General features: G+C 73.0%; 23 protein-coding genes. 10 read left to right on the top strand and 13 right to left on the bottom strand.

The annotated features are described in order from the left end of the window. Positions 1 to 139: 139 nt before the first annotated feature. Both O7542_RS16720 and O7542_RS16715 read right to left on the bottom strand, forming a co-directional pair. The gene (locus tag O7542_RS16720) at positions 140 to 394 is read right to left on the bottom strand and encodes a hypothetical protein (RefSeq protein WP_281604847.1); all 255 of its coding nucleotides are present in this window, start codon (positions 392 to 394) and stop codon (positions 140 to 142) included. A 76-nt stretch (positions 395 to 470) separates the two neighbouring features. Beyond that, positions 471 to 1,559 (bottom strand): epoxide hydrolase family protein, encoded by a 1,089-nt coding sequence (locus O7542_RS16715; RefSeq protein WP_281604846.1) that lies wholly within the window; start codon positions 1,557 to 1,559, stop codon positions 471 to 473. Positions 1,560 to 1,965: 406 nt separating this feature from the next. Between O7542_RS16715 and O7542_RS16710 the strand changes: the two genes are divergently transcribed. Then, entirely contained in the window at positions 1,966 to 2,943 is a 978-nt protein-coding gene (locus O7542_RS16710; RefSeq protein WP_281604845.1) for a phosphotransferase, read from the top strand. A gap of 24 nt (positions 2,944 to 2,967) precedes the next feature. Here the strand turns inward: O7542_RS16710 and O7542_RS16705 are convergent, their stop codons facing one another. Then, the gene (locus O7542_RS16705; RefSeq protein WP_104114708.1) at positions 2,968 to 3,675 is read right to left on the bottom strand and encodes an SDR family NAD(P)-dependent oxidoreductase; all 708 of its coding nucleotides are present in this window, start codon (positions 3,673 to 3,675) and stop codon (positions 2,968 to 2,970) included. A gap of 102 nt (positions 3,676 to 3,777) precedes the next feature. Here O7542_RS16705 and O7542_RS16700 point away from each other — a divergent pair, with 102 nt between their 5' ends. Then, a complete protein-coding gene (locus O7542_RS16700; protein WP_104114707.1) occupies positions 3,778 to 4,614 on the top strand; it encodes a helix-turn-helix transcriptional regulator in 837 nt (278 codons plus the stop codon). Between the two features lie 30 nt (positions 4,615 to 4,644). Here O7542_RS16700 and O7542_RS16695 read toward each other — a convergent pair whose 3' ends face one another. Genes O7542_RS16695 through O7542_RS16685 form a run of 3 tightly spaced genes read right to left on the bottom strand, consistent with a single transcriptional unit; the run spans position 4,645 to position 6,541 of the window. Beyond that, complete coding sequence (locus tag O7542_RS16695; protein ID WP_274477883.1) at positions 4,645 to 4,974, bottom strand: cupin domain-containing protein; 330 nt, start codon at positions 4,972 to 4,974, stop codon at positions 4,645 to 4,647. A gap of 13 nt (positions 4,975 to 4,987) precedes the next feature. After that, positions 4,988 to 6,241, bottom strand: coding sequence for a formamidase (gene fmdA / locus O7542_RS16690; RefSeq protein WP_043325299.1), 1,254 nt, complete (start codon positions 6,239 to 6,241; stop codon positions 4,988 to 4,990). A gap of 21 nt (positions 6,242 to 6,262) precedes the next feature. After that, complete coding sequence (locus tag O7542_RS16685) at positions 6,263 to 6,541, bottom strand: zinc ribbon domain-containing protein (RefSeq protein WP_069087883.1); 279 nt, start codon at positions 6,539 to 6,541, stop codon at positions 6,263 to 6,265. A gap of 203 nt (positions 6,542 to 6,744) precedes the next feature. Between O7542_RS16685 and O7542_RS16680 the strand changes: the two genes are divergently transcribed. Beyond that, the gene (locus tag O7542_RS16680) at positions 6,745 to 7,920 is read left to right on the top strand and encodes a cellulose binding domain-containing protein (RefSeq protein WP_113973306.1); all 1,176 of its coding nucleotides are present in this window, start codon (positions 6,745 to 6,747) and stop codon (positions 7,918 to 7,920) included. Between the two features lie 11 nt (positions 7,921 to 7,931). Beyond that, entirely contained in the window at positions 7,932 to 9,056 is a 1,125-nt protein-coding gene (locus O7542_RS16675) for a glycosyl hydrolase 53 family protein (RefSeq protein WP_281604844.1), read from the top strand. Between the two features lie 36 nt (positions 9,057 to 9,092). Here the strand turns inward: O7542_RS16675 and O7542_RS16670 are convergent, their stop codons facing one another. Both O7542_RS16670 and O7542_RS16665 read right to left on the bottom strand, forming a co-directional pair. After that, the gene (locus O7542_RS16670; protein ID WP_064447360.1) at positions 9,093 to 9,497 is read right to left on the bottom strand and encodes a DoxX family protein; all 405 of its coding nucleotides are present in this window, start codon (positions 9,495 to 9,497) and stop codon (positions 9,093 to 9,095) included. A 98-nt stretch (positions 9,498 to 9,595) separates the two neighbouring features. Further along, a complete protein-coding gene (locus O7542_RS16665; RefSeq protein ID WP_281604843.1) occupies positions 9,596 to 9,934 on the bottom strand; it encodes a hypothetical protein in 339 nt (112 codons plus the stop codon). A 172-nt stretch (positions 9,935 to 10,106) separates the two neighbouring features. Between O7542_RS16665 and O7542_RS16660 the strand changes: the two genes are divergently transcribed. Beyond that, entirely contained in the window at positions 10,107 to 10,697 is a 591-nt protein-coding gene (locus O7542_RS16660) for a hypothetical protein (protein ID WP_223201166.1), read from the top strand. 12 nt (positions 10,698 to 10,709) lie between these two features. Here O7542_RS16660 and O7542_RS16655 read toward each other — a convergent pair whose 3' ends face one another. Next, entirely contained in the window at positions 10,710 to 12,518 is a 1,809-nt protein-coding gene (locus O7542_RS16655) for a hypothetical protein (protein ID WP_281604842.1), read from the bottom strand. A 17-nt stretch (positions 12,519 to 12,535) separates the two neighbouring features. Further along, on the bottom strand, positions 12,536 to 13,261 hold the full coding sequence (locus tag O7542_RS16650; protein ID WP_051611111.1) for a DUF899 family protein: 726 nt from the start codon (positions 13,259 to 13,261) through the stop codon (positions 12,536 to 12,538). 94 nt (positions 13,262 to 13,355) lie between these two features. On the opposite strand from O7542_RS16650, the gene O7542_RS16645 reads away from it, so the two are divergent. Next, a complete protein-coding gene (locus O7542_RS16645; RefSeq protein ID WP_064447364.1) occupies positions 13,356 to 14,759 on the top strand; it encodes an NDP-hexose 2,3-dehydratase family protein in 1,404 nt (467 codons plus the stop codon). A 44-nt stretch (positions 14,760 to 14,803) separates the two neighbouring features. Here the strand turns inward: O7542_RS16645 and O7542_RS16640 are convergent, their stop codons facing one another. From O7542_RS16640 to O7542_RS16630, 3 genes are all read right to left on the bottom strand, one after another. Next, complete coding sequence (locus O7542_RS16640) at positions 14,804 to 15,235, bottom strand: SRPBCC family protein (protein WP_176722772.1); 432 nt, start codon at positions 15,233 to 15,235, stop codon at positions 14,804 to 14,806. A gap of 101 nt (positions 15,236 to 15,336) precedes the next feature. After that, on the bottom strand, positions 15,337 to 16,152 hold the full coding sequence (locus tag O7542_RS16635) for an ABC transporter permease (protein WP_222948614.1): 816 nt from the start codon (positions 16,150 to 16,152) through the stop codon (positions 15,337 to 15,339). A gap of 5 nt (positions 16,153 to 16,157) precedes the next feature. Next, on the bottom strand, positions 16,158 to 17,162 hold the full coding sequence (locus O7542_RS16630; RefSeq protein WP_051611109.1) for an ATP-binding cassette domain-containing protein: 1,005 nt from the start codon (positions 17,160 to 17,162) through the stop codon (positions 16,158 to 16,160). A 164-nt stretch (positions 17,163 to 17,326) separates the two neighbouring features. Here O7542_RS16630 and O7542_RS16625 point away from each other — a divergent pair, with 164 nt between their 5' ends. The 4 genes from O7542_RS16625 to O7542_RS16610 are packed head-to-tail and all read left to right on the top strand — an operon-like array spanning position 17,327 to position 21,142. Then, on the top strand, positions 17,327 to 18,151 hold the full coding sequence (locus O7542_RS16625; protein WP_043325280.1) for a class I SAM-dependent methyltransferase: 825 nt from the start codon (positions 17,327 to 17,329) through the stop codon (positions 18,149 to 18,151). 35 nt (positions 18,152 to 18,186) lie between these two features. Next, positions 18,187 to 19,419, top strand: a complete 1,233-nt coding sequence (locus O7542_RS16620) for a class I SAM-dependent methyltransferase (RefSeq protein ID WP_069087877.1) — start codon at positions 18,187 to 18,189, stop codon at positions 19,417 to 19,419. After that, positions 19,416 to 20,168, top strand: a complete 753-nt coding sequence (locus O7542_RS16615) for a class I SAM-dependent methyltransferase (RefSeq protein ID WP_233514704.1) — start codon at positions 19,416 to 19,418, stop codon at positions 20,166 to 20,168. Before O7542_RS16620 ends, O7542_RS16615 begins: the two co-directional genes overlap by 4 nt. Then, positions 20,165 to 21,142 (top strand): NAD(P)-dependent oxidoreductase, encoded by a 978-nt coding sequence (locus O7542_RS16610; RefSeq protein WP_281604841.1) that lies wholly within the window; start codon positions 20,165 to 20,167, stop codon positions 21,140 to 21,142. The genes O7542_RS16615 and O7542_RS16610 overlap by 4 nt, the downstream gene beginning before the upstream one ends. Positions 21,143 to 21,170: the final 28 nt, after the last annotated feature.

Here is a 21,170-nt window from a genome sequence, read left to right as displayed (position 1 = left end):
AACACCCAACCCCCGTTGAGAGACATAGTCTTAAATTTTTGGATGTCTGGACACTGTACGAGGCCGGGTTCCCTTAGTCAAGATTCAGGTCCTTCGCCCGTGCGCGACAACTGGACAGGACGAGGCAGCAGGAAGCTCCTCAGTGCGGAAATTGCGTCTGGTCGATCATGTGTCCACGCAGGAGCTTCGGCGGCACGAGCGACAGAGGGCTGTTCAGCGTGACGCTCCTGATAACCCCGTACGCGATGAGGCCGCCGCCTCCACCTGCCTTCGGGCGGACGGAGGCGGCGGCCTCTTTGGTCGTTTCCGCGCCGGCTGCCGCAGCATGCCCGCGCGCCATCTCCGAGCGGCGGGCGCGTAGCTGGCCGACGTGGGCGGCGACGATCGCAGCCACCCGGCTCCTGCGGCGCGCCAGCTGGCACCACCAGGTTCCGGTCCGGGTCGGCGGTGCCGCCGGTTGAGCTACTGGATCACCGCAGCGCGCTGAAGAAGGCGCGCAGGTCGGCAGCGAGCAGGTCGGGCTCTTCCTGGGCGAAGAAGTGGCCGCCGACGCTGGGCTCGCGCCAGTGGGCGAGGTTGGCGTAGGTGCGTTCGGCGAACGACCGGGGCAGGCCGGCATCCTCCACGCTGACCGTGATACCGGCGGGCACGTCGATGATCGGCAGCGGTGGGGCCAGGTGGTCGTCACGGTAGGGTCGGAAGGACGTGCCGATGCAGTTGGTGACCCAGTACAGCATCACGGTGGTCAGCAGTTCGTCGAAGCCGAACCGGCGCGAGATGTGGCCGCCGCAGTCGCTCCAGCGCTGGTACTTCTCGATGATCCATGCGGCCAGTCCGGACGGCGAGTCGCTCAGTGCGGCCGCAAGGGTGTCGGGCCGTGTCTCCTGGATGATTCCGTAGCCCCAGTCATCCTGGGCCTTCGCGTCGAGCATGGCGACGAACGCCTCCTCGGCTGGGCTGAGGTCGCCCCTGCGGTCCGCCGGCGGGAACTTGATGTGCTGCGAGAAGACCCCGATGACCCGATCTGCGTGACGGGCGCCGAGCCACGTCGACACGCCGGACCCGATGTCGCCACCGTAGGCGCCGAAGCGGTCGTAGCCCAGACGGGTCATCAGCTCAGCCCACACGTCCGCGACAGCCGCCTCGGTCGTCGGGCCCTCGGCGAGTGGTCCGGAGAAGACGAAGCCCGGCAGGCTCGGTATGACGAGGTCGAAGTCTGCGAGCCGGGACACCAGGGGCAGCATCTCCGTGTACGTGCTGGGCCAGCCATGGGTCAGGATCAGCGCCGTGGCGTCGGGCGATGCCGAGCGGACATGAACGAAGTGGACCGGCGCGCCCCGGACCGTGGTGACGAACTGAGGGTGCCGATTGATGGCACGCTCGACCGCACGCCAGTCGAATCCGTCGAGCCAGTACCGCACCAGATCTGCCAGGTACCCAGGGTCGGTGCCGGCGGCCCACGGCTCTCCTGGGGCGGCCGGCGCGAGCCTTGTCCGCGAGAGCCGAGCCCGCAGGTCGTCCAGGACGGCTTCGGGCACATCGATGTGGAAGGGCGTCACCTGATCATGATTCCATCGCAAGGAGTCACTCGGCAGCCGCCCGAATGGGCAGGCCGCAGACTCGATCTCCGATCCGGGCGAGACATCCCCGACACCGAGGTCCTCGTCGACGGCTACGCCTACGGCTCGTTGTCCATGACGGCCTACACCCTGGGCATGTCCTGTCCACCGGCTGCCGGCCGGGGCGGATCCCCGCAGCCACCGCCCGGGCTGCCGCCGGACGGCTCCAACATCTGAGGGAGCGCCGGCTGCTCGGTGGCACCACCGATGAAGCCGACCTGCATCAGCAGCGCGAACACGGTCAGCACCGGGGCGGGCCGGTCCGCGAAGTCCGCTGCGTCAACTCGGTTGTGTGCCGCTGCCCCGGCCTGGCAGCCTGGCTGCCTCGATCTGACGAGAGGCGGCCATGACGCGGACCTTCCTGCAGCCGGACGATCTGCACGACCTCGTGTCGGACCAGTTCGGCTCCGACCGGCGGCTCGCTGCCCTGGACCGGCTGACGGGCGGCACCAAGAAGGGCGTCTACCGGCTCCGGCTGGACGACCGGACAACAGTGATGCTGTACGTGTGGGCCGCGGACGAGAACTACTGGCCCCCGTCACCGACCATCCCGGACGACCCGTTCACCGATGCGTCGGGCGCGGATCTCTTCGCCGCCGGTCACGCGGCGCTCACCGCGGCAGGTGTGCGTGTCCCGCATCTGATGATGATCGACCGGGACGGCCGTCACCTCGAGGCCGACATCGCGCTCGTCGAGGACGCCGGCGCGCGACGGCTGGAGGCGGTGCTGGAACACGATCCGGCCACCGCCGCCAGGCCGCTGTCCGCGCTCGGCGATGCCCTGCGCCGCATGCACACCGCCTTCGGACCGCACTACGGCAAGGTCGCGGCCGTCGCGCGAGGTGAGGCGTCCCAGACGCGGCGCACGGAGGACGTTGTCGTCGACCGAGCGCTCGGCCACCTCGACGCGGCAGCGGCCCGCGACGCCCGGCTGGCCGACGCCCATCACCGGATCGCCGCCCACGTACGCCACCTCAGGAGCGCGGTCACCCCGCGCGTGGAGTACGGGCTGGTGCACGGTGAACTCGGCCCGGATCACGTGCTCGTCACGCCGGCCGGCGAGGCCGTCATGATCGATTTCGAGGGGCTGACGTACTTCGATGTCGAATGGGATCATGCCTGGCTGCAGATGCGCTTCGGCGAGTCGTACCCGGCGCTGCGCCCGGTCGATCTCGATCCCCACCGGCTGGAGCTCTACCGATACGCGCAGACGTTGTCCTTGATCGAAGGGCCACTACGGATCGCGGACACCGACTTCCCGGACCGGAAGTGGATGCTGGACCTGGCCGAGTGGAACATCACCAAGGCGCTCGCCGCGACCTGACGGCAGCCTCAGTCGGCCGCCGGTCTACCAGGGGAGCGGGCCCTCGGCGTCGAAGTAGCCGCCGGTGGGGCCGTCGGGGCCGACCAGTGCCATCCGGACGATGATCTCGGCGCCCTGCTCGACGGTCTGGATCCCGGTGTTCCCGTTCAGGTCGGTCCTGGTGAAACCGGGCTCGACCGCGTTGATCCGCATGTTCGGGAACGCCTTCGCGTACTGCACGGTGATCATGTTGACCGCGGCCTTCGAGGCCGGGTAGGCGACACCGGGGTACGCGTACGCCGGGGTGACCGGGTCGGTGACCCGCGTCAGCGAGGCCAGCCCGCTGCTGAGATTGACGATGACCGGGGCCGCCGAGCGCTGCAGCAGCGGCAGGAACGCGCCTGTGACACGGACGGTGCCGAAGACGTTCGTCTCGAACGTCTCCCGCATCATGTCGGCGGTCACCTCCGCGGCGCCGATCACCCGGTTGCCGGTGCCCCGGCCCTCGACGCCCGCGTTGTTGATCAGGACGTCCAGCCCTCCGTCCGCCTCGACGGCTCGCGCCGCGGCCGCCACTGACGCGCCGTCGGTGACGTCGAGCTGGACGGCCCGGGCACCCAGCAGCTCGGCGGCGCGGCGCCCGCGTCCGGCGTCCCGGCTGCCGACGTAGACGGTGTGGCCGGCGGCGACGAGCCGACGGGCGGTCTCGAAGCCGAGTCCCTTGTTCGCTCCGGTGATCAATGTCGTGGTCATGGCTCCATGCTGCGGCGCGGCGGCGCGGTGACCCAGTCGTCCGGTTTTCCTGGGACTGCCGGTACCAGGCAACGCCCCAGCTCGGCGGCGCACACTGGGGGCATGGCGACGGAGTTCGGGCAGGCGGTGCGCCGCTGGCGCGACCGGGTCCAGCCCGCAGCCGCCGGGCTGCCGGCCGGCGGGCACCGGCGTACGGCCGGCCTGCGTCGGGAAGAGCTGGCGCTGCTGGCCGGGGTCTCCGTGGACTACGTCACCCGGCTCGAACAGGGCCGCGCGTCCCACCCGTCGGGGCAGGTGGTCGAAGCCCTGGCCCGGGCTCTGCGACTGTCGGCGACCGAGCGCGCCCACCTGTTCCGGCTGGCCGGGCTGGCGCCGCCGGGCGCGGAGACGGTGCCCGCGCACCTCACCCCGAGCGTCCAGCGGATGCTGGACCGGCTGGCCGGTACGCCCGTCGCCGTCTACGACGCGTCCTGGACGCTGCTCGTGGCCAACGTGCCATATGCGGCGTTGATGGGGGATCCGTCCGGGTGGCGTGGTCACCAGCGCAACGCGGTCTGGCGGCATTTCCTGGGCCCGGGCACCCGGGCCCGGCACACGCCGCAGTCACTGCGAGCGTTCGAGATGGCGCTGGTCGCCGACCTGCGCGCGGCGGCGGATTGCTACCCGGCCGACCAGCGGCTCCGGCGGCTCATCGCGGAGCTGCGGGCCGGCAGCGACCGGTTTGCGAAACTGTGGAAGTCCGGCGCGGTCGGCCGCCACGAGGCCGCCCGCAAGACCATCGACCACCCGAACGTCGGCCCGCTGACGCTGGACTGCGACGTGCTCACCGTGGCGGGCAGCGACCTGCGCATCATGATCTACACGGCCGAGCCCGGCACCGAGGACGCCGACCGCCTCGCCCTGCTCACGGTGCTTGGCACCCAGGCCCTGGTCGGCTAGCCGCCACTCGCCCGGGACGCCGTGGCATCGTCAGCGCTTGGCGACGGTGAGCAGCACCGCGGCGTCCTCCAGTGCCTCCAGCGTGTGCCGTCGGTCCGGCACGATCAGCAGATCGCCGGGTGCGCCGTCCCAGGACGTCTCGCCGGCGCCGAGCCGGACCCGGCCGTGCAGCACGTGGACGGTGGCCTCGCCGGGGTTCTCGTGCTCGCCGAGCGCCTGGCCGGCGGTCAGCGCGATCATCGTCTGGCGGAGCCTGTGCTCGTGGCCGCCGTAGACGGTGGAGCTGCTGCGGCCGCTGGAGGAGGCGTGCGCGAGCTTGAGCTGTTCGCGGGCCAGTGCGGTCAGGGATGACTTCTGCACGAGGGTCACCTGCTCACGGCATGGTGGCTTTCGGGGCGCCCTTGCCCGGGTCGATCCGGGTCGGACCGGCGGCCGAGGGCCGGATGTCGAAGTCGAAGATCTCGGTGGGCAGGTAGACGGTCGCGCAGGAGTTGGGGATGTCCACCACGCCGGAGAGCCGGCCCTCGATCGGTGCGGCGCCGAGCAGTAGGTACGCCTGTTCCGGCTGGTAGCCGAAGCGGGTCAGGTAGTCGATGGCGTGCAGGCACGCGCGCTGGTAGGCGAGCTGCGAGTCGAGGTACCGCTGTTCGCCGTCGAGGGTGACCGAGAGCCCGGAGAAGGCCAGCCACTGGGAGTACTGCGGCGGCGTGTCACCCGGCATGAAGATCGTGTTCTCGGCGACGCCGTACGTCTGCATGCCGTTCTTGATCAGGTCGACGTGCAGGTCGACGAAGCCGCCCATCTCGATGGCGCCGCAGAAGGTGATCTCTCCGTCGCCCTGGGAGAAGTGCAGGTCGCCGAGGGACAGGTTGGCTCCCGGCACGTACACGGGGTAGAAGACCCGGCTGCCGACGGTGAAGTTCTTGATGTCCTGGTTCCCGCCGTTCTCCCGAGGCGGCGCGGTTCGCGCCGCCTCCGCGGCCACCCGGTCGAAGTCGGCGCCGGTGAGGCTGCCGAGGATCGCGTCCTGCGGCTCGGGGGGCAGGGCCAGGGGCGGCACCCGGTCGGGTGCGGTGGCGATCAGCGCCCCCTCCCGCTGGTTCCAGGTCGCGAGCAGCGACGCGGACGGGGCGGTGCCCATCAGTCCCGGGTGGGCGATCCCGGTGAACGAGACCCCGGGGATGTGCCGGGAGGTGGCCTTGCGGCCGGTGAAGTCCCAGACCGCCTTGTACGCGTCGGGGAACTGTTCGGTGAGGAAGCCGCCGCCGTTGCCGGTGGGGAAGATGCCCGTGTAACCCCAGCCCTGACCGGCCAGCGGACCGGACTCCTGCGGGATCGGGCCCATGTCGAGGATGTCGACCATGAGCAGGTCGCCCGGCTCGGCGCCCTCGACGGCGAACGGGCCGCTGAGCGCGTGGACCCGGGTCAGCGGAGCGTCCCGGATGTCCTCGGCGGAGTCGTCGTTGTGGATCGCGCCGTCGAACCACTCGCGGCAGTGGACGCGGAACGACTGTCCGGGCCGTACCGTCGCCACGGGCGGGATGTCGGGATGCCAGCGGTTGTGCCCGACCTTCTCCTGGTCGGTGAACCTCTTCGTGGAGTCGAGGGGGAACAGCAGTTCAGGCACGGTCTTGAGCCCTTCTCGTGGTCACCATCGGGGCAGTCGGGCGTGGGCCGGGTTCGTCGAGCGGCGCGCCGGGCGACGGCCGGGCACCTGCCCGACCACCTCCGGCTGTTCCGCGCTGCGTTCGGTCCGGTCGATGGCCTCGCGCAGCGCCGCCGGCGTGCGGGTGAGCCGGGGCGCGGAGAACACCCGGGTCGCCGGGCCGTCACATCGGGGGCAGCTCGTCGACGGGCCCGCGGTGCCGACGGGCATCACGACGTCGAAGCTGCCGTCCTGCGGGCAGCGGTACTCGAAGGTGGCCATCGCCGATTCCCGTCCAGCCTTCGTGTGTGCGGTGGCCGTTCCGCAGCGGCTCACCCTGTCTCTCCGATTGTGGCTGATTGCTCAGATAGGCGGCGCAAAACGACGAATCAGGCAAAGGTGGTGCCTTGGTCGCCGGGTTGCCGCCCCGACCGAGGTGTGGGATACGTTGGCGATCATCGATGCGTTGGCGGCATCGTCGGCGTATGGCTGCCGTCTCCTCGTCCTCACTTCTGCGCCGTCTGCGGCCGGGTCTGCCGGCGGCCGTCGTGGTGTCCACGGCGGTGCTCGGCGCCGCCCTGACCGCGGTGCCGCCGGCGGGCGCCGGCGCCGCGTACCCCGCTGTCGCACCGGCGCCCGGCGGGGCCGCGGCGCCCGTCGCGGACCCGACCGGGACCGTCTCGCCGCCCACGTCGACGCCCAGCACGCCCAGCACCACGCCGTTCCCGCCGAGCCCGCCCACGAACCTGACCGCCACCCAGGTGCGGACCACCTCGGTCACCCTCACCTGGACGGCCGCCACGCGCGGCTGCTGCCCGGTCGTCGGGTACGACATCACCTACTACCAGGCGTTCGACGACGTGATCTACAGCCTCAGCCTCGGCGACGTCACCACCACCACGATCACCAACTACATCCAGCCGGGCCGGCAGTACTCGTTCCGGGTGTCGGCCCGCGACGGCGACGGCCGCCGCTCGGCCGCCACCGACGCGCTGACTGTGGTCACCCCGGTGACCGACACCGGCCCGGACACCACCCCGCCGAGCGCGCCGCAGAACCTCACAGTCGGCGAGGTGACCGGCTCCACCGCCACGCTGTCCTGGGCACCGTCGACCGACAACGTCGGCGTGCTCGGGTACAACGTCTACCGGTTCGACGGCTGGTTCACCTCGACGCTCGTCGCCACCGTGCCGGGGACCACGTACACCGGGCCGCTGCCCCCGTCGACGCCGCTGCGCACCCTGTACTACGTGCGGGCCCGGGACGCCGCCGGCAACGTGTCGATCGCCTCCAACACCGTCACCGTGCCCACGACGACCACTCCGCCACCACCGCCGCCCTCGACCTGCCGGGTGACCTACCGGAACCAGTCCGAGTGGGCCGGCGGCTTCGTGGCCACGGTGACGGTCCAGAACACCGGGACGGCGGCGGTCGACGGCTGGATCGTCACGTTCGGCTTCCCCGGCGACCAGCAGATCACCAACGCGTGGAACGCCACGGTCGGGCAGACCGGCGCCACGGTGACCGCCCGCAACGTCGACTGGAACCGCGTCATCGCCCCGGACGGATCCGCGACCTTCGGCTTCCAGGGACGGTGGGGCGCCAGCGACGCGCCGCCGACCGGCTTCTCGCTCAACGGCGCCCCCTGCACAGTCGGCTGAGAGGAAGTCCTGTGACCACACGCCACCGCCGCCGCGCCCTGGCCGGGGCCGTCACGGCCGTCGTCCTCGCCGTCACCACCACGATCGGGGGTACGCCGGCGCCCGTCGCCGCCGCGAACACGCTGAGCATGCGGGGCGCGGACGTCTCGTCGTTGCAGCGCAGCCTGGACCTGGGGGCGAAGTACTACGACGCGGGCGGGGTCGCCCGTGACCCGCTGGACATCCTCAGGTCCGCCGGCGTCAACTACGTCCGGCTGCGCGTCTGGAACAACCCGGCCAGCGGCTACAACAACAAGAGCAAGGTGCTGGTCCAGGCGAGAGCGGCCAAGGCGAAGGGCCTCAAGGTCCTCATCGACTTCCACTACTCCGACACCTGGGCCGACCCCGGCAAGCAGTACAAGCCGGCCGCCTGGGCCGGCCACAGCCTGAACCAGCTGCGCAACGACGTGTACGCCTTCACGTACGACGTCTGCGCCGCCCTGCGCGGGCAGGGCACGCTGCCGGACAGCGTGCAGATCGGCAACGAGATCAACGTCGGGATGCTGTGGAACGAGGGGAAGGTCGTCAACAACGACTTCGCCCCGCTGGCCGGCCTGCTGAAGCAGGGCTACAACGCGGTGAAGGCCTGCGGCGGCGGCATCCCGGTCATGATCCACACCGCCAACGCCGACAGCAACGCCAACGCCCGCTGGTTCTACGACGGCATCCGCGCCCAGGGCGTGCAGTGGGACATGACCGCGCTGTCGTACTACTGCATGTGGCACGGCAGCCTGGCGAACCTCTACAACAACATCGTCGACCTGCGGAACCGCTACGGGAAGCCGGTGGTGATCGTGGAGACCGCGTACCCGTTCACCCGGGACGACGCGGACGGCCAGCCGAACGTCATCGGCGACGTCACCTGCGACGGGATCAGCGCGACCTGGGCCGGGCAGGCCCAGCAGTTCGACTGGGTCCAGAACACCGCCCGCAATGCCGGCGCCATCGGGGTCTTCTACTGGGAGCCGACCTGGTACGCCGTCCCCGGCAACGGCTGGGACCCGGCGAACATCAACGGCACCGGGAACGGCTGGGACAACATGGCCGTCTTCGACTGGTTCGGGCGGGTGAACCCGGGGGTGCGCTGGACGCCGTGACCGGCCGCCGGCCGCACCCCGGGTGGACCCGCCTGCTCATCGCCTGAAGAGGCGGCCTATCGAGTCGCGCCGGCCCCAGGCGATGAACACGAACAGGAAGAACAGCACCACCGGGGTGATGACCAGCGCGCCGCCGTCCAGGATGAACGCCTGGGTGATGGCGGCGCCGACCATGAGCAGCGCCAGCCCGACGGCGGCCAGGCCGGCGAGCCGCGGCACCAGCAGCCCGATGCCACCGGCCAGCTCCACCAGGCCGATGAAGTAGCGGAACCAGGGCGCTGCGCCCATGTCCTCGAAGGACTGGACGGTGTTCGTCTCGCCGAACAGCTTGGGGCCGGCCGAGGCGACGATGAAGAAGACGCCGAGGAAGCCCTGGAGCACCCACAGCGTGCGGTGCAGCCCACGGGTGACGGGCGGGGGAGTGGTGTCGACAACGCTCATGGCTCTCGTCCTCCTGAAGAATCAGCTGGTGCATCCGAACGGATGCACCAGCTGAGACCGGCCGGGACATGTGAACTCATCGGTGATCCGGCGGACCGCTACCAGGCCTTGCCGCGGATCGGGGGTACGTCGAGATCGTGCTCGCCGCCCCGGTGCTCGGCGAGCAGTCGGCGGCGGATCGATCGCCAGGCGACGCGCTCCTGGCGGCGGCCGAGCCTGCGGCAGGGCTGGAACGTGCAGAGCCGGCAGCCGCAGAGGTTGGGCGCGTGCGCCGACACCTCGCGGTGGCAGCGGGTGCGGATCCACTCGGGCGCGGCGAGGAACTCGGCCAGGTCGCAGGCGCCCCGGTGGTGCCGGTGGATGTCGGTGAACCAGCGGCGCAGGTACGGATCCCGCTGCTGCACACGCTCGGGTCGGTGGATGTCGGTACGGGCCATGTGACGACCGCCCTTCCGGCCGCCCGCGCACCATGCGCGGGACTAACGCCTCTCTGGCATGCCGGTCACCTCCCGTCGCCGGTGGACGCCCTCATTCTGCTGATCATGGATCGGGCCAGGCATCCGATTTCCGGGGCCGCCCAATGGGTCGATCAGGCCGTACCATCGCCCGGTGAAGCTGCGCCGCCGGCTCGTCGCCGCGTCTCTGCTGCTGGCGGTGGAGACGATGGCGCTCGCGCTGCTCGTCACCGAGTCCCTGACGGGTGCGATCGCCGCCGCCGGCCTCACCTGCCTGTCGTTGTGGCTGCACCTCGCCCTGCACGAGGGCGGCCACCTCGTCGCGGCGAAGCTGCTGCGCCTGCCGGTCGTCGCGGTCCACATCGCGCCCTTCACCGGATGGCGCAACGAGGTGTCGGTCCGGCCGTCGGCGTCGATGCCGGCGTTGCCGCTGCGGATGGCGCTGTTCCATCTCGGCGGCCCGGTGGCGAACCTGGGCGCCGCCGCGGCGCTCGTCGTCGTGGCGACGCACACGGCAACGGTGTCGACGCGCCTGGCGCTGTTCAGCGCCGCGTTCGTCGGAGCGCTGCTCGGCCTGGGCAATCTCGTTCCGGGGAGTTCGCCCCGCAGTGACGGCCGCAACCTGCTCCGCTGGCTCGGGGCTCCGGCGGCCGCCCGGGCCGGACTGCGGGCGTACTACCACCAGGACGTGCGGCGGCCCGCCGAGGACGGTCCGAAGATCATCGGGAGTCCGCCCGGGCGGTAGCGCGGTCGCGGCTCAGCCGAGCGGGCCGGTCACCGCGGTGACCGTGCCGCCGGGCAGGAAGCCGGACCGGCCGTGCCCGCCGTGCGCCACCGGGCCGGGCAGCGAGACCGCGGCCGCCGCGTACATCCGGGCCGGCCCGGCGGGCGCGCCGCCCTGCCAGGCCAGGTAGCCGGAGACGGTGGCGGGTTCGCCGGGGAAACGGCGGGCCAGCTCCGCGACGTACCGGGACACCGGCTCCGCGCGCGGGTCGAACCGGAGCGCGAGCATCTGCCCGGTCGCGGGGCGCAGCACCGCGGCGGTGAGCAGCCAGGGCGCCAGATAGGTGCCGGCCGCCGCGCCCGGCCCCCGCGCGGCGTCGCGCAGCGCCGCCTCCGCCCCGGCCCAGCCGGTGACCACGAGCGTCGGATGCCGTCCGGACCCCGGGGGTACGACACGCAGTCCGGCGCGGCGCGCGGCGTCGGTGACGGCGGCGACCGCCGCGACGGAGCGGGCCGAGGAGTCGCCCACGACGCCGAGGGCGCCCTCGGCCCGGGGCGCGAGGAAGGCGACTGTGGCGTCGAGGTCCTCGCGGTCACCGGAGGTGAGGGCGTCCGCGGGGCAGCGCGACAGCGGCTGCGGGTCGTCCCGCAGGAGCACGCCGAGGGCCGCGCTGACGCACTCCGGCCCGTCCGGACCGCGCAGGTCGGGACCGGGCGCGTCGGCCGCCCCGGCGTCCAGCCGTATCACGGCCTGGCGTCCGCCGTACGCGACGTGCAGCCGGCTCGGGCCGGGCGGAAGGTGTACGAGGGCCCAGCCGTTGGTGGCACCGGGCAGCCGGACGGCGGGGGAGAGGCGGTCCGCCCGCGTCCCGACCGAGACTCCCTCCGCGCCGACGTGCACGAGGTTCCAGCCGGGCCGCTGCGGCGCCACCACCAGCGGGAGGCCCCGGCCGCCGTTGTCCACTGCGACCAGCAGCGGCGCGCCGGGGCGGCCGGGCGGCGCGGGCAGCGCCACGGCGGTCGCGGTGGCGGCGACGATGACGACCGCGGGCAGCACGACCGCCTGTCCCCGCAGCAACGCCCGGTCCGGCTGCCGTCGGCGTCGCAGGCCGGCGCCCAGGCCCACGGCTCCGGCCACGGCGACCGCAAGGCAGACCCAGCGTGCCGGGCCGGCCCATCCGGGGCCTTCCGGGCCGAGGGCGGCGTGGTCGGTACCGAGCCGCACCGCGCCGGCCGCCGCCTCGGCGGTGACGGCGGCGAGCATCCAGGGCGCCGCCCGGTGGGCGACGCGCCGCCGGGCCGAGTCCGCGCCGAGCACTGTGGCGACGCCGCCCAGCAGCACCGCGGCGGCGAGCCCGTGCCCGGCGGCGGCCGTCGCCTCCGCGACTGTCGCGGTGGGCAGCGCCAGCAGGCCGGCCCCGGCGGACACGAGCAGAGCCAGGGGTACGCCGACCGCGCGCCGCCCGGCGCACCCGGGCAGGGCGAGGCAGGCCGCCGCGAGCACGAGCGTTCCGGCGGCGGGGGCGTCCCCGCCCAGGCCGAGGGTGAGCAGGTGCGCGACGGCGGCGGTCACCGCCGGGGCGGTGAGGCGGCGGGGCGCCGGGGCGGCGAGCGGTCGCAGCAGCACAAGCCCGGCCGTGGTGGCCGTCGCGGCGAGGGCGAGCAGCGCGGCGAACCCGGTGGCGGCCGGCGCGACGCCGCCGCCGTCCGCGGCGTGGGCCGGCCCCGCCGCCAGCAGCGTGGCCGCCACTGCGGCGAGGGCCGCGCCGGTGAGCCGTCCGGCCGATCGGGGTACGCCCCGGCGACCGTCGGCGGTACGCGGTGTCGCGGTGCGGTCGGGCACTCGTGTCTCCTCGGCTGTCACACGGGTCGATCGGCCGGGTCGGCAACCGGGGGATACGTGTTGGCGGCGTACCAGTCGCCGCGGCCCCGCGGCAGCAGGTCGAGCACGTTCCACACCGGGGAGAGCAGGTCGATGCCGCGCTCGGTGCCGTCGACGAAGTTGGCCGGCTGGCTGTAGAAGTGCCGGACGCCGTCGCCGTCGCGGACCAGCACGCTGACCATCGGGCGCTGGTCGCCGTTCGGGTGCTCGGCGCGCAGGTCGGCGTTGAAGTCGGTGCCGTGGCTGGAGAGCAGCCGCAGGCCGGCCCAGCCGCGCCGGGCGCCCCAGGCGCGCAGCTTCTCCGCCGGGGCCTTGCCGACCACCACGAACGCGGTGTGCTGCTGGAGGTGGTGGGCGACGCCGTGGAACCCGTCCACCCACATCGAGCACATCGGGCAGGCGGCGTCGGCGTCCGGGTGGAACATCAGGTGGTAGACGAGGAGCGTGCGGTGCGCGCCGAAGAGCGCGGACAGCCGGACGGGGCGCAACGGGCCGGGCGCGGTCAGGTCGGCCGGTCCCTCGGTGAGCGCGACGTCGGCCACCGGCGCGCCGAGCGGCAGCTCCCGCCGGGCGGCGGCGACCTGTTCGATCTGGTCACACAGGCGGCGTTCGGCCTCGGCGAGGCGCAGCCGCGCGGCCACGTATCCGGCGTCGGCGCCGTCCGGCCACATCGGCAGCGCCGGCGCGCTCGCGTCCTCAGTCATCCTCTCGTCCTTCCTCGACCCGCGCTAACGCCGGCCGTCCGCTATAGGATATAGAAGTGATCAACGGGTAGGTGTCGACAAAGGGGGTACGCGCGTGACGGAGACGACCGCGCCACCAGGGCTGCCGCAGCACGGCCGGTTCGCCACCGCCGACCCCGACGCCGACATCCACGAGTGGCTCGCCGACTGGCGCCGCCAGGCCCCGATGCGTGTGGACGTCGTGCCCCTGGCCGGCCTGCGCGGCTGGCGCCAGGACGCCGACACCGGAGTCCTGGCCCACCGCAGCGGCCGGTTCTTCCGGGTGGAAGGGCTCTCCGTCGAGGTGCCGGGCGCGGCCGTGCCCCGCTGGGACCAGCCGGTGCTGCACCAGCCGGAGGTGGGCATCCTCGGGCTGCTCGCCCGCCGCGACGGCGACACGCTGCGGGTGCTGGTGCAGGCCAAGGCGGAGCCCGGCAACCAGGACGGCCACCAGCTCGCGCCCACCGTCCAGGCCACCCGGAGCAACTGGACCGGCGTCCACGGCGGCCGCCCGGTGCCGTTCCTGCACCACTTCCGCGACCCGGACCCGCGCCGGGTGCTCGTGGACGTCCGCCAGTCCGAGCACGGGTCCTGGTTCCTGCGCAAACGCAACCGCAACATGGTGGTCCTCACCGACGAGGACATCGTGCCGCCGCCCGGGTTCCGCTGGCTCAGCCTCGCCCAGCTGCACCGGCTCCTGCGCCACGACGACCTGGTCAACATGGACATCCGTACCGTGCTCTCGTGCCTGCCGGCGGAGCTGACGGCCCGGGCGGCCGGCCCGGCCGGGGACGCCTTCACGGCCGCGCTGCGCCGCTCCTGCCGGCCCGGGCCGGGCAGCCGGCACCACACCGGCGAGCTGCTGCACTGGATCACCGACGTCCGCAGCCGGACCGAGGTGGACGCCGACCGGACGGCGCTGCGCGGACAGGCGGCGTGGCATCTCGGCGAGGTCTCCCTGCGACACGACAGTGGGCTGTTCTTCGAGGTCATCGGCGTGGACGTGGACGCCGAGGGGCGCGAGGTGGCGAGCTGGTCGCAGCCGATGCTGCGGCCCTGCGGCCAGGGGGTGGTGGCGTTCCTGGCCACCCGTCTCGACGGTGTGCTGCACGTGCTGGCGCACGCCCGGGTCGAACCGGGCTTCGTCGACGTGGTGGAACTGGCGCCGACGGTCCAGTGCACGCCCGCCACGCTCGACTACCTGCCCGCCGCCGCGCGTCCGCCCTTCCTGGACCAGGTGCTCGGCGCGCCGCCGGAGCGGGTCCGGTTCCGCGCGCTCCTCTCCGAGGAGGGCGGACGGCTCTACCGGGCCCGTAGCAGCTATCTGGTGGTGGAGACCGACGACGTCGACCTGGAGAGCGACCAGTACCGCTGGGTGACGCTGCACCAGCTCTCGGAACTGCTGCGGCACAGCAACTACGTGAACGTCTCGGCCCGCAGCCTGATCGCCTGCCTGCGCGGGCTGCTGGACGCCGGCTGAGCGGGCGGACCGGGTCACGCCCGGTCCGCCCGCCGCGACGGCGGTCAGTCGCCGAAGCCGGTCGGGTGGGCGTCGCCGACCGCGTTGAGCAGCACCCCCTGCTCCAGCAGCGCCTTGCAGGCGCAGAGCACCATGGTGAACCCGCCCATCGAGTCGATCGCCTTCGCCACGGCCTGGTCGGCGCTGCCGGCGAAGCCGGTCTCGGTGACCCGGACCAGCGTCGTGTCACCCTCGCCCGGCAGGAACCGCCATTCGAGCTGGGTGGGGGACTCCGGATCCCACTCGGCCAGGATGCGGCTGTTCTTCTCGACGTCCTTGACCGTGACGACGGTGGAGACGCCGTACATCTCCCAGTCCCAGGTGACGGTGGCGCCGGGTTCGAGCCGGCCGCTGCTCTTGGTGAACCAGAACTTCGTGGTCACCGCCGGGTCCGCGAACGCCTCGAAGACCTCGGCGGCGGGCCTGCGGATGAGCATCTGCGCGGTGACGGCAGGCGGTTGAGTCAAACGGTCGCTGTCCACGGGGTAGCCGTGTTCCCTTCTCGTGTCATCGGCACTGCGTACAAACGGTGGCGGGGTCAGGCCCGCCGGCGGTACAGGAACATGGAGAGCGGGGCGAAGACGGCCACCAGCGCCGCGCAGCCGGCCAGCGCCGCGCCTACCTCACCGGCGGTCGCCGTGCCGTGGGCCAGGCCGCGCGCGGCGGTGACCGTCAACGCGAACGGGTTCAGGCCGACCACGGCCTGCAGCCAGCCGGGAAGCGTCTCCTGCGGCACGAAGAAGTTGCTGACGAACGACACCGGGAAGACGATCGCCTGGCAGGCGCTCAGGGCGGCGGTCGGTGACTTCAGGGCGAGCCCGAAGACCACGTACACCCAGGAGAAGGAGAAGACGAAGACCAGGGTGATCAGGATCGTGGCGAGGACGCCGAGCACGCCACCGTCGGGCCGGAAGCCGACCGCGAGCCCGACCGCCACGGCGACCGCGCAGCCGACGACGTAGAGCACGTTGTTGCCGAGCAGGGTGCCGACTATCGCGGCGGGCCGCCAGATGGCCAGCGCGCGGAAGCGGTCGGTCACCTCCCGGGAGTTGTCCAGGTTGACCACCGCGCCGATCCGCATGCTGATCATGATCCCGGTGAACACCACGATGCCCGGGATGTAGAACTGCATGTAGCTCGACGTCGAACCGGCCAGCGCGCCGCCGAACAGGAAGCCGAAGACGAGCGTGAACATGACCGGCACGCCGAGCGCCTCGAGGATCTGCGTCGGGTCGCGGCGTACCTTCTGCACCGCCCGCCACGCGAAGGTCAGCGTGGACGACAGCGCGCCGGGACGTGCCGGCCGCGCCGCGGACGGCGCCGAGGCGCCACGGCCGGTGCCGGTCTCCACCATGCTGCTCACGCCGCCTCCTCGGTCTCGGTCCGCGAGCCGTCCGCCCGGTGCCCGGTGAGGGCGAGGAACACCTGGTCCAGGGTGGCGTGGCCGAAGGCGTACTCGGCCAGGCCGACGCCGGCCCCGGTGAGGGCGGCCAGCGCCCGGGTGGCCTCCTCCTCGGCCGCGACCTGCGCGGTCAGCTCCATCCGGTCGGCGCCGGCGTGCACCGCCGTGCCCAGCGCCTCCGCCAGCATCCGCTCGGCCGTCTCCCGCTGCCCGGCGTCGCGCAACCGCACCCGCAGCACGCTCGCACCGATCGACCGCTTCAGCTCCACCGGCGTGCCCTCGGCGATGACCCGGCCGTGGTCGACGACCGCGATCCGGTCGGCGAGCTGGTCGGCCTCGTCGAGATACTGCGTGGTGAGCAGGACGGTGGCGCCCTCGCCGACCATGCCCCGGACGAGTTCCCACACCTGGTTGCGGCTGTGCGGGTCCAGCCCGGTGGTCGGCTCGTCGAGGAACATCAGGTCGGGTGTCACGATCATGCTGCTGGCGATGTCGAGCCGACGGCGCATGCCGCCGGAGTAGGTCCGCACCAGCCGGGCGGCGGCCTCCTCCAGGCCGAACGTGGCGAGCAGTTCCTCGGCGCGGCGGCGGGCCGCGCTCCAGGAGAAGCCGCGTAGCCGGGAGAGCAGGACGAGATTGTCCCGGCCGGACAGTTCCTCGTCGACCGACGAGTATTGCCCGGTCAGCCCGATCCGGTCGCGGATCGCCCCGGCCTCGCGCACCACGTCGTGGCCGAGCACGCGGACCTCGCCGCTGTCGGGCGGGACGAGCGTGGCGAGGGTGCGGACGATCGTCGTCTTCCCGGCGCCGTTGGGGCCGAGCACGCCGAACACGCTTCCGGCCGACACGCGCAGATCGATCCCGTCGAGCGCGCGCACCTCGCCGTAGGATTTGCGCAATCGTGTGATCTCGATGGCGGGAGTGTCGGTCTGCTGTGCGGACAACCCAGCCGTACGCGACATTGTGTTCACAAACATATAGTAGCAGGACGTTTCGCTCCGGTCACGCCTCTTGATCCGCGCGTCGCGCGCGTTCCGCCACCACGTGATCGTCGCATGGACACCCGTCGGTCGATAGCTATAACATTCTCAAGCAGCAACTTGCCGCCGAGAGTGGAGGAGCGGACGTGTCCACACGCGAGCTGACCGAAATCGACGAGGTAGCGGAGATCTACGACGACGGCGCCTGGGCCGTCGAGGTGCTCGGCGGAAACATCCACTTCGGATGGTGGGAGGACGACGACGACCGCACGCCCTTCCTGGAGGCCATCAACCGGTTCACCGACATCGTCGGCGACCGCCTCGGCCTGCGCCCCGGCGATCGGCTGCTGGACGTCGGCTGCGGCGCCGGCGAGCCGGCCATCCGGCTCGGCCAGCGCAGCGACGCCGACATCACCGGCATCACCAACAGCGCCGAGCACCTCAAGCGGGCCCGGGAACGGGTCAACGAGTCCGGGCTGCGTGGCCAGGTCCGCTTCGAGCTCGGCGACGCCGCCGCACTGAGCTACCCGGACGCCTCCTTCGACAAGGTGCTCGCCTTCGAGTCCCTGGTGCACGCGCAGGACCGCCGGCAGTGGCTCGCCGAGATCCGCCGCGTACTCAAGCCCGGCGGCCGGCTCGTGCTCACCGACCTCGCCGAGGACGCCCCGCTCACCGAGCGGGACCGGCAGATCCTCACCGACTTCACCCTCGCCCCGCCCGGCCCGCCGATGGCCGCGTTCGACCTGGTCCGCGACGCCGGATTCGTGGTGGACGAGTTCCTCAGCTGCGGCGACAAGATCAGCCGTTCGTTCCCCGCGTACCACGAGCGGGTGCAGCAGCGGCGCGACACGCTCGCCGCCGCGCACGGCGCCGAGAAGATCGACGCCTTCCTCGCCGAGATGCCGGCCGTGCTCGACGTCCTGCGCACCAAGGTCGGCTGCGTCGTCATCGCCGCCCACAAGCCGCGCTGACCCGCCCGGCACCGGTGACCGGAAGGAGCAGGCAGATGACCGCCCCCGCCGTCACCGGCTGCCGGATCTGCGGCGGCCCGGTGACCGAGATGCTCGACCTCGGCCGCCAGCCCCTCTCCGACGCGTTCCCCCGCCCGGCCGACCTCGACGGCGAGTTCTTCTACCGCCTCGCGGTGGGCCGGTGCGCCGACTGCACGATGGTCCAGCTCGTCGAGGAGGTGCCGCGCGAGCGGATGTTCCACCACGACTACCCGTACCGCTCGTCGCTGTCGTCGGTGATGCGCGCGCACTTCACCGGCACCGGCCGGGAACTGCTCGCCACCGAGCTGACCCGGCCCGGCGCGTTCTGCGTCGAGCTGGGCTGCAACGACGGGGTGATGCTGCGGACCGTTGCCGCGGCCGGCGTACGCCACCTCGGCTTCGAGCCGTCCGCCGGGGTGGCCGAGCTGGCCCGTGGGCAGGGCGTACGGGTGCGTACCGACTTCTTCGAGGAGGAGACCGCCGCCGACGTGCTCGCCACCGACGGGCCGGCCGACGTCATCTACGCCGCCAACACGATCTGCCACCTGCCCTACCTGGACTCGGTGCTGCGCGGCGCGCGGCTGCTGCTCGCCCCCGGCGGCGTCCTCGTCTTCGAGGACCCGTACCTCGGCGACATCCTCGCCCGGACCGCCTTCGACCAGATCTACGACGAGCACTTCTACTACTTCACCGCCCACTCGGTACGGGCCGCCGCGGCCCGCTTCGGGCTGGAGCTCGTGGACGTGCGGCGGCTCCCGGTGCACGGCGGCGAGGTGCGCTACACGCTCGCCCGCGCCGGGGCGCGTACCCCGTCCCCGGCCGTCGCCGACCTGCTGCGCCAGGAACGGGAGCAGGGAGTGACCGGGGAGGCGGCGCTGCGCCGGTTCGCCGCCGCCGTCGCGCGTACCCGATCCGAGCTGGTCGCGCTGCTGCGCTCGCTGAGGGAGGAGGGCCGCACCGTCGCGGCCTACGGGGCCACCGCGAAGAGCGCCACCGTCACCAACTACTGCGGGCTCGGGCCGGAGCTGATCTCGTACGTCTGCGACACCACCCCGGCCAAGCAGGGCCGGCTCACCCCGGGCGCGCACATCCCGGTCCGCCCGCCCGAGGCATTCGCCGACCCCTACCCGGACTACGCGGTGCTCTTCGCCTGGAACCACGCCGAGGAGATCATGGCGAAGGAGACCGGCTTCCGGGCCGCCGGAGGCCGGTGGATCCACTACGTGCCCACCGTGCGCGTACGGTGACGGCATCGGTGGCGCGCGGCTTCTACCGCGCCGGATACCCGGAGATCTACGACCTGGTGATGCGGCACCGGGGCCGCGACCACATCGCCGAGGCCGCCACGCTCGCCCGGACGGTCCGGCGCCGGAACCCGGCCGCCGCCTCGCTGCTCGACGTGGCCTGCGGCACCGGGCTGCACCTGGAGCACCTGCGGACCCACTTCGCCCCGGTGACCGGCGTGGACCTGTCCGCGGAGATGCTGGCCCGAGCCGGCGCCCGGGTGCCGGACGTGGCCCTGCACGAGGGCGACATGCGCGACCTGGATCTGGCCGACACCTTCGACGTGGTGGTCTGCCTCTTCGCGGTGCCGCACCTGCGCGGCGCCGCCGAACTGGACCGGACCGTCGCACGGCTGGCCGCCCACCTGACGCCGGGCGGCGTGCTGGCGGTCGAGCCCTGGTACACGCCGGAGACGTTCGTCCCCGGCTACGTGGCCCGCGACATGGTGCAGGAGCAGGACCGGGTGGTGGTCCGGCTGTCCCACTCGACGTGGCTCGACGACGCGCGGGACCGGATCCGGATGACAGTGCACCAGGCGTACGCCGACCCGGAGGCCGGCATCCGGCACGACACCGCGACGACCGATCTGACGCTGTTCCGGCCGCAGCACTTCGCCGCCGCGTTCGCCCGGGCCGGGCTCGCCGCCGCGCACGTCACGGCGCCGCCGTTCCGGTGGGGTCTGTGGATCGCCCGGCCCGCAGGTGCGCGGTGACCGGCGACCGGCCACGCGCGGTCGTGCTCGGCGGCACCGGGTTCGTCGGCGCCCATGTCGCGGACGCCTTCGCCGACGCCGGCCACGACGTGCTCACGGTGGCCCGCCGCGCCCCGGCCGGCGACCGGCACCGGTTCACCGCGCTCGACCTCGGCGGCACCGATCCGGGGACGCTGGCGCGGCTGCTGGACGCCGAGGACCCGGTCGCCGTGGTCGACTCCACCGGCAGCAGCTGGGGACTGGACCCCGGCCGGATGGCGGAGCGCTGCACCCGGCTCAGCGCGCTGCTGCTCGACGCGCTGCGCCGCGCCGCCTGCCGCCCCCGGCTGGTCCATCTCGGCTCGGTGCTGGAGCACGGGCCGCAGCCGGCCGATCCGCGCGGTACGTCCGCGCCGGACACCGCGTACGGCCGGGCGAAACTGGCCGCGACCCGGGCCGTACTGGCGGCGGCCGACGCCGGTGAGGTCGACGCGGTGGTGCTGCGGCTGGTGAACGCGCTCGGCCCGGGGCTGCCCGCGACCAGCCTGCTGGGCCGGGTCGCCGCCGCGCTGGCGCCGGCCGCGCGGGCCGGCGTCGCCGCGCGGGTGACGCTCGCCCCGCTGGAGGCCCGGCGTGACTTCGTCGACGTCCGGGACGCCGCCGAGGCCGTGCTGGCCGCCGCCGGGCGCCCGGTGACCGGCCGCGTCCTCGACATCGGCCGCGGCGAGGCGGTGCCGGTGCGGACGCTGGTCCGGCTCCTGGTGCAGGTCAGCGGGGTGCAGGCGACAGTGGTGGAGCGTGCCGGCCCGGCCGGCTGGCGGGCCGGGACCCGGTGGTCGTGCGTCGACCCGGCGCCCGCCGCGGCGGCCCTCGGCTGGCGGCCGCGCCGCGACCTGCGCCGGGCGGTCACCGACTTCTGGCACGACGAGCTGCGCCGCTACTCCGGCGACGGGGAGCCGGCGGCGGCGGGGCCGCCGCGTCAGCGGGCGCCGTAGCGCCGGCGGGGAATCGACAGGTGGCGCG

It is taken from the genome of Micromonospora sp. WMMC264 (assembly GCF_027497275.1).
Classification (GTDB): Bacteria; Actinomycetota; Actinomycetes; order Mycobacteriales; family Micromonosporaceae; genus Micromonospora; species Micromonospora chalcea.
This window is presented reverse-complemented; position numbering and strand designations above follow the sequence as displayed.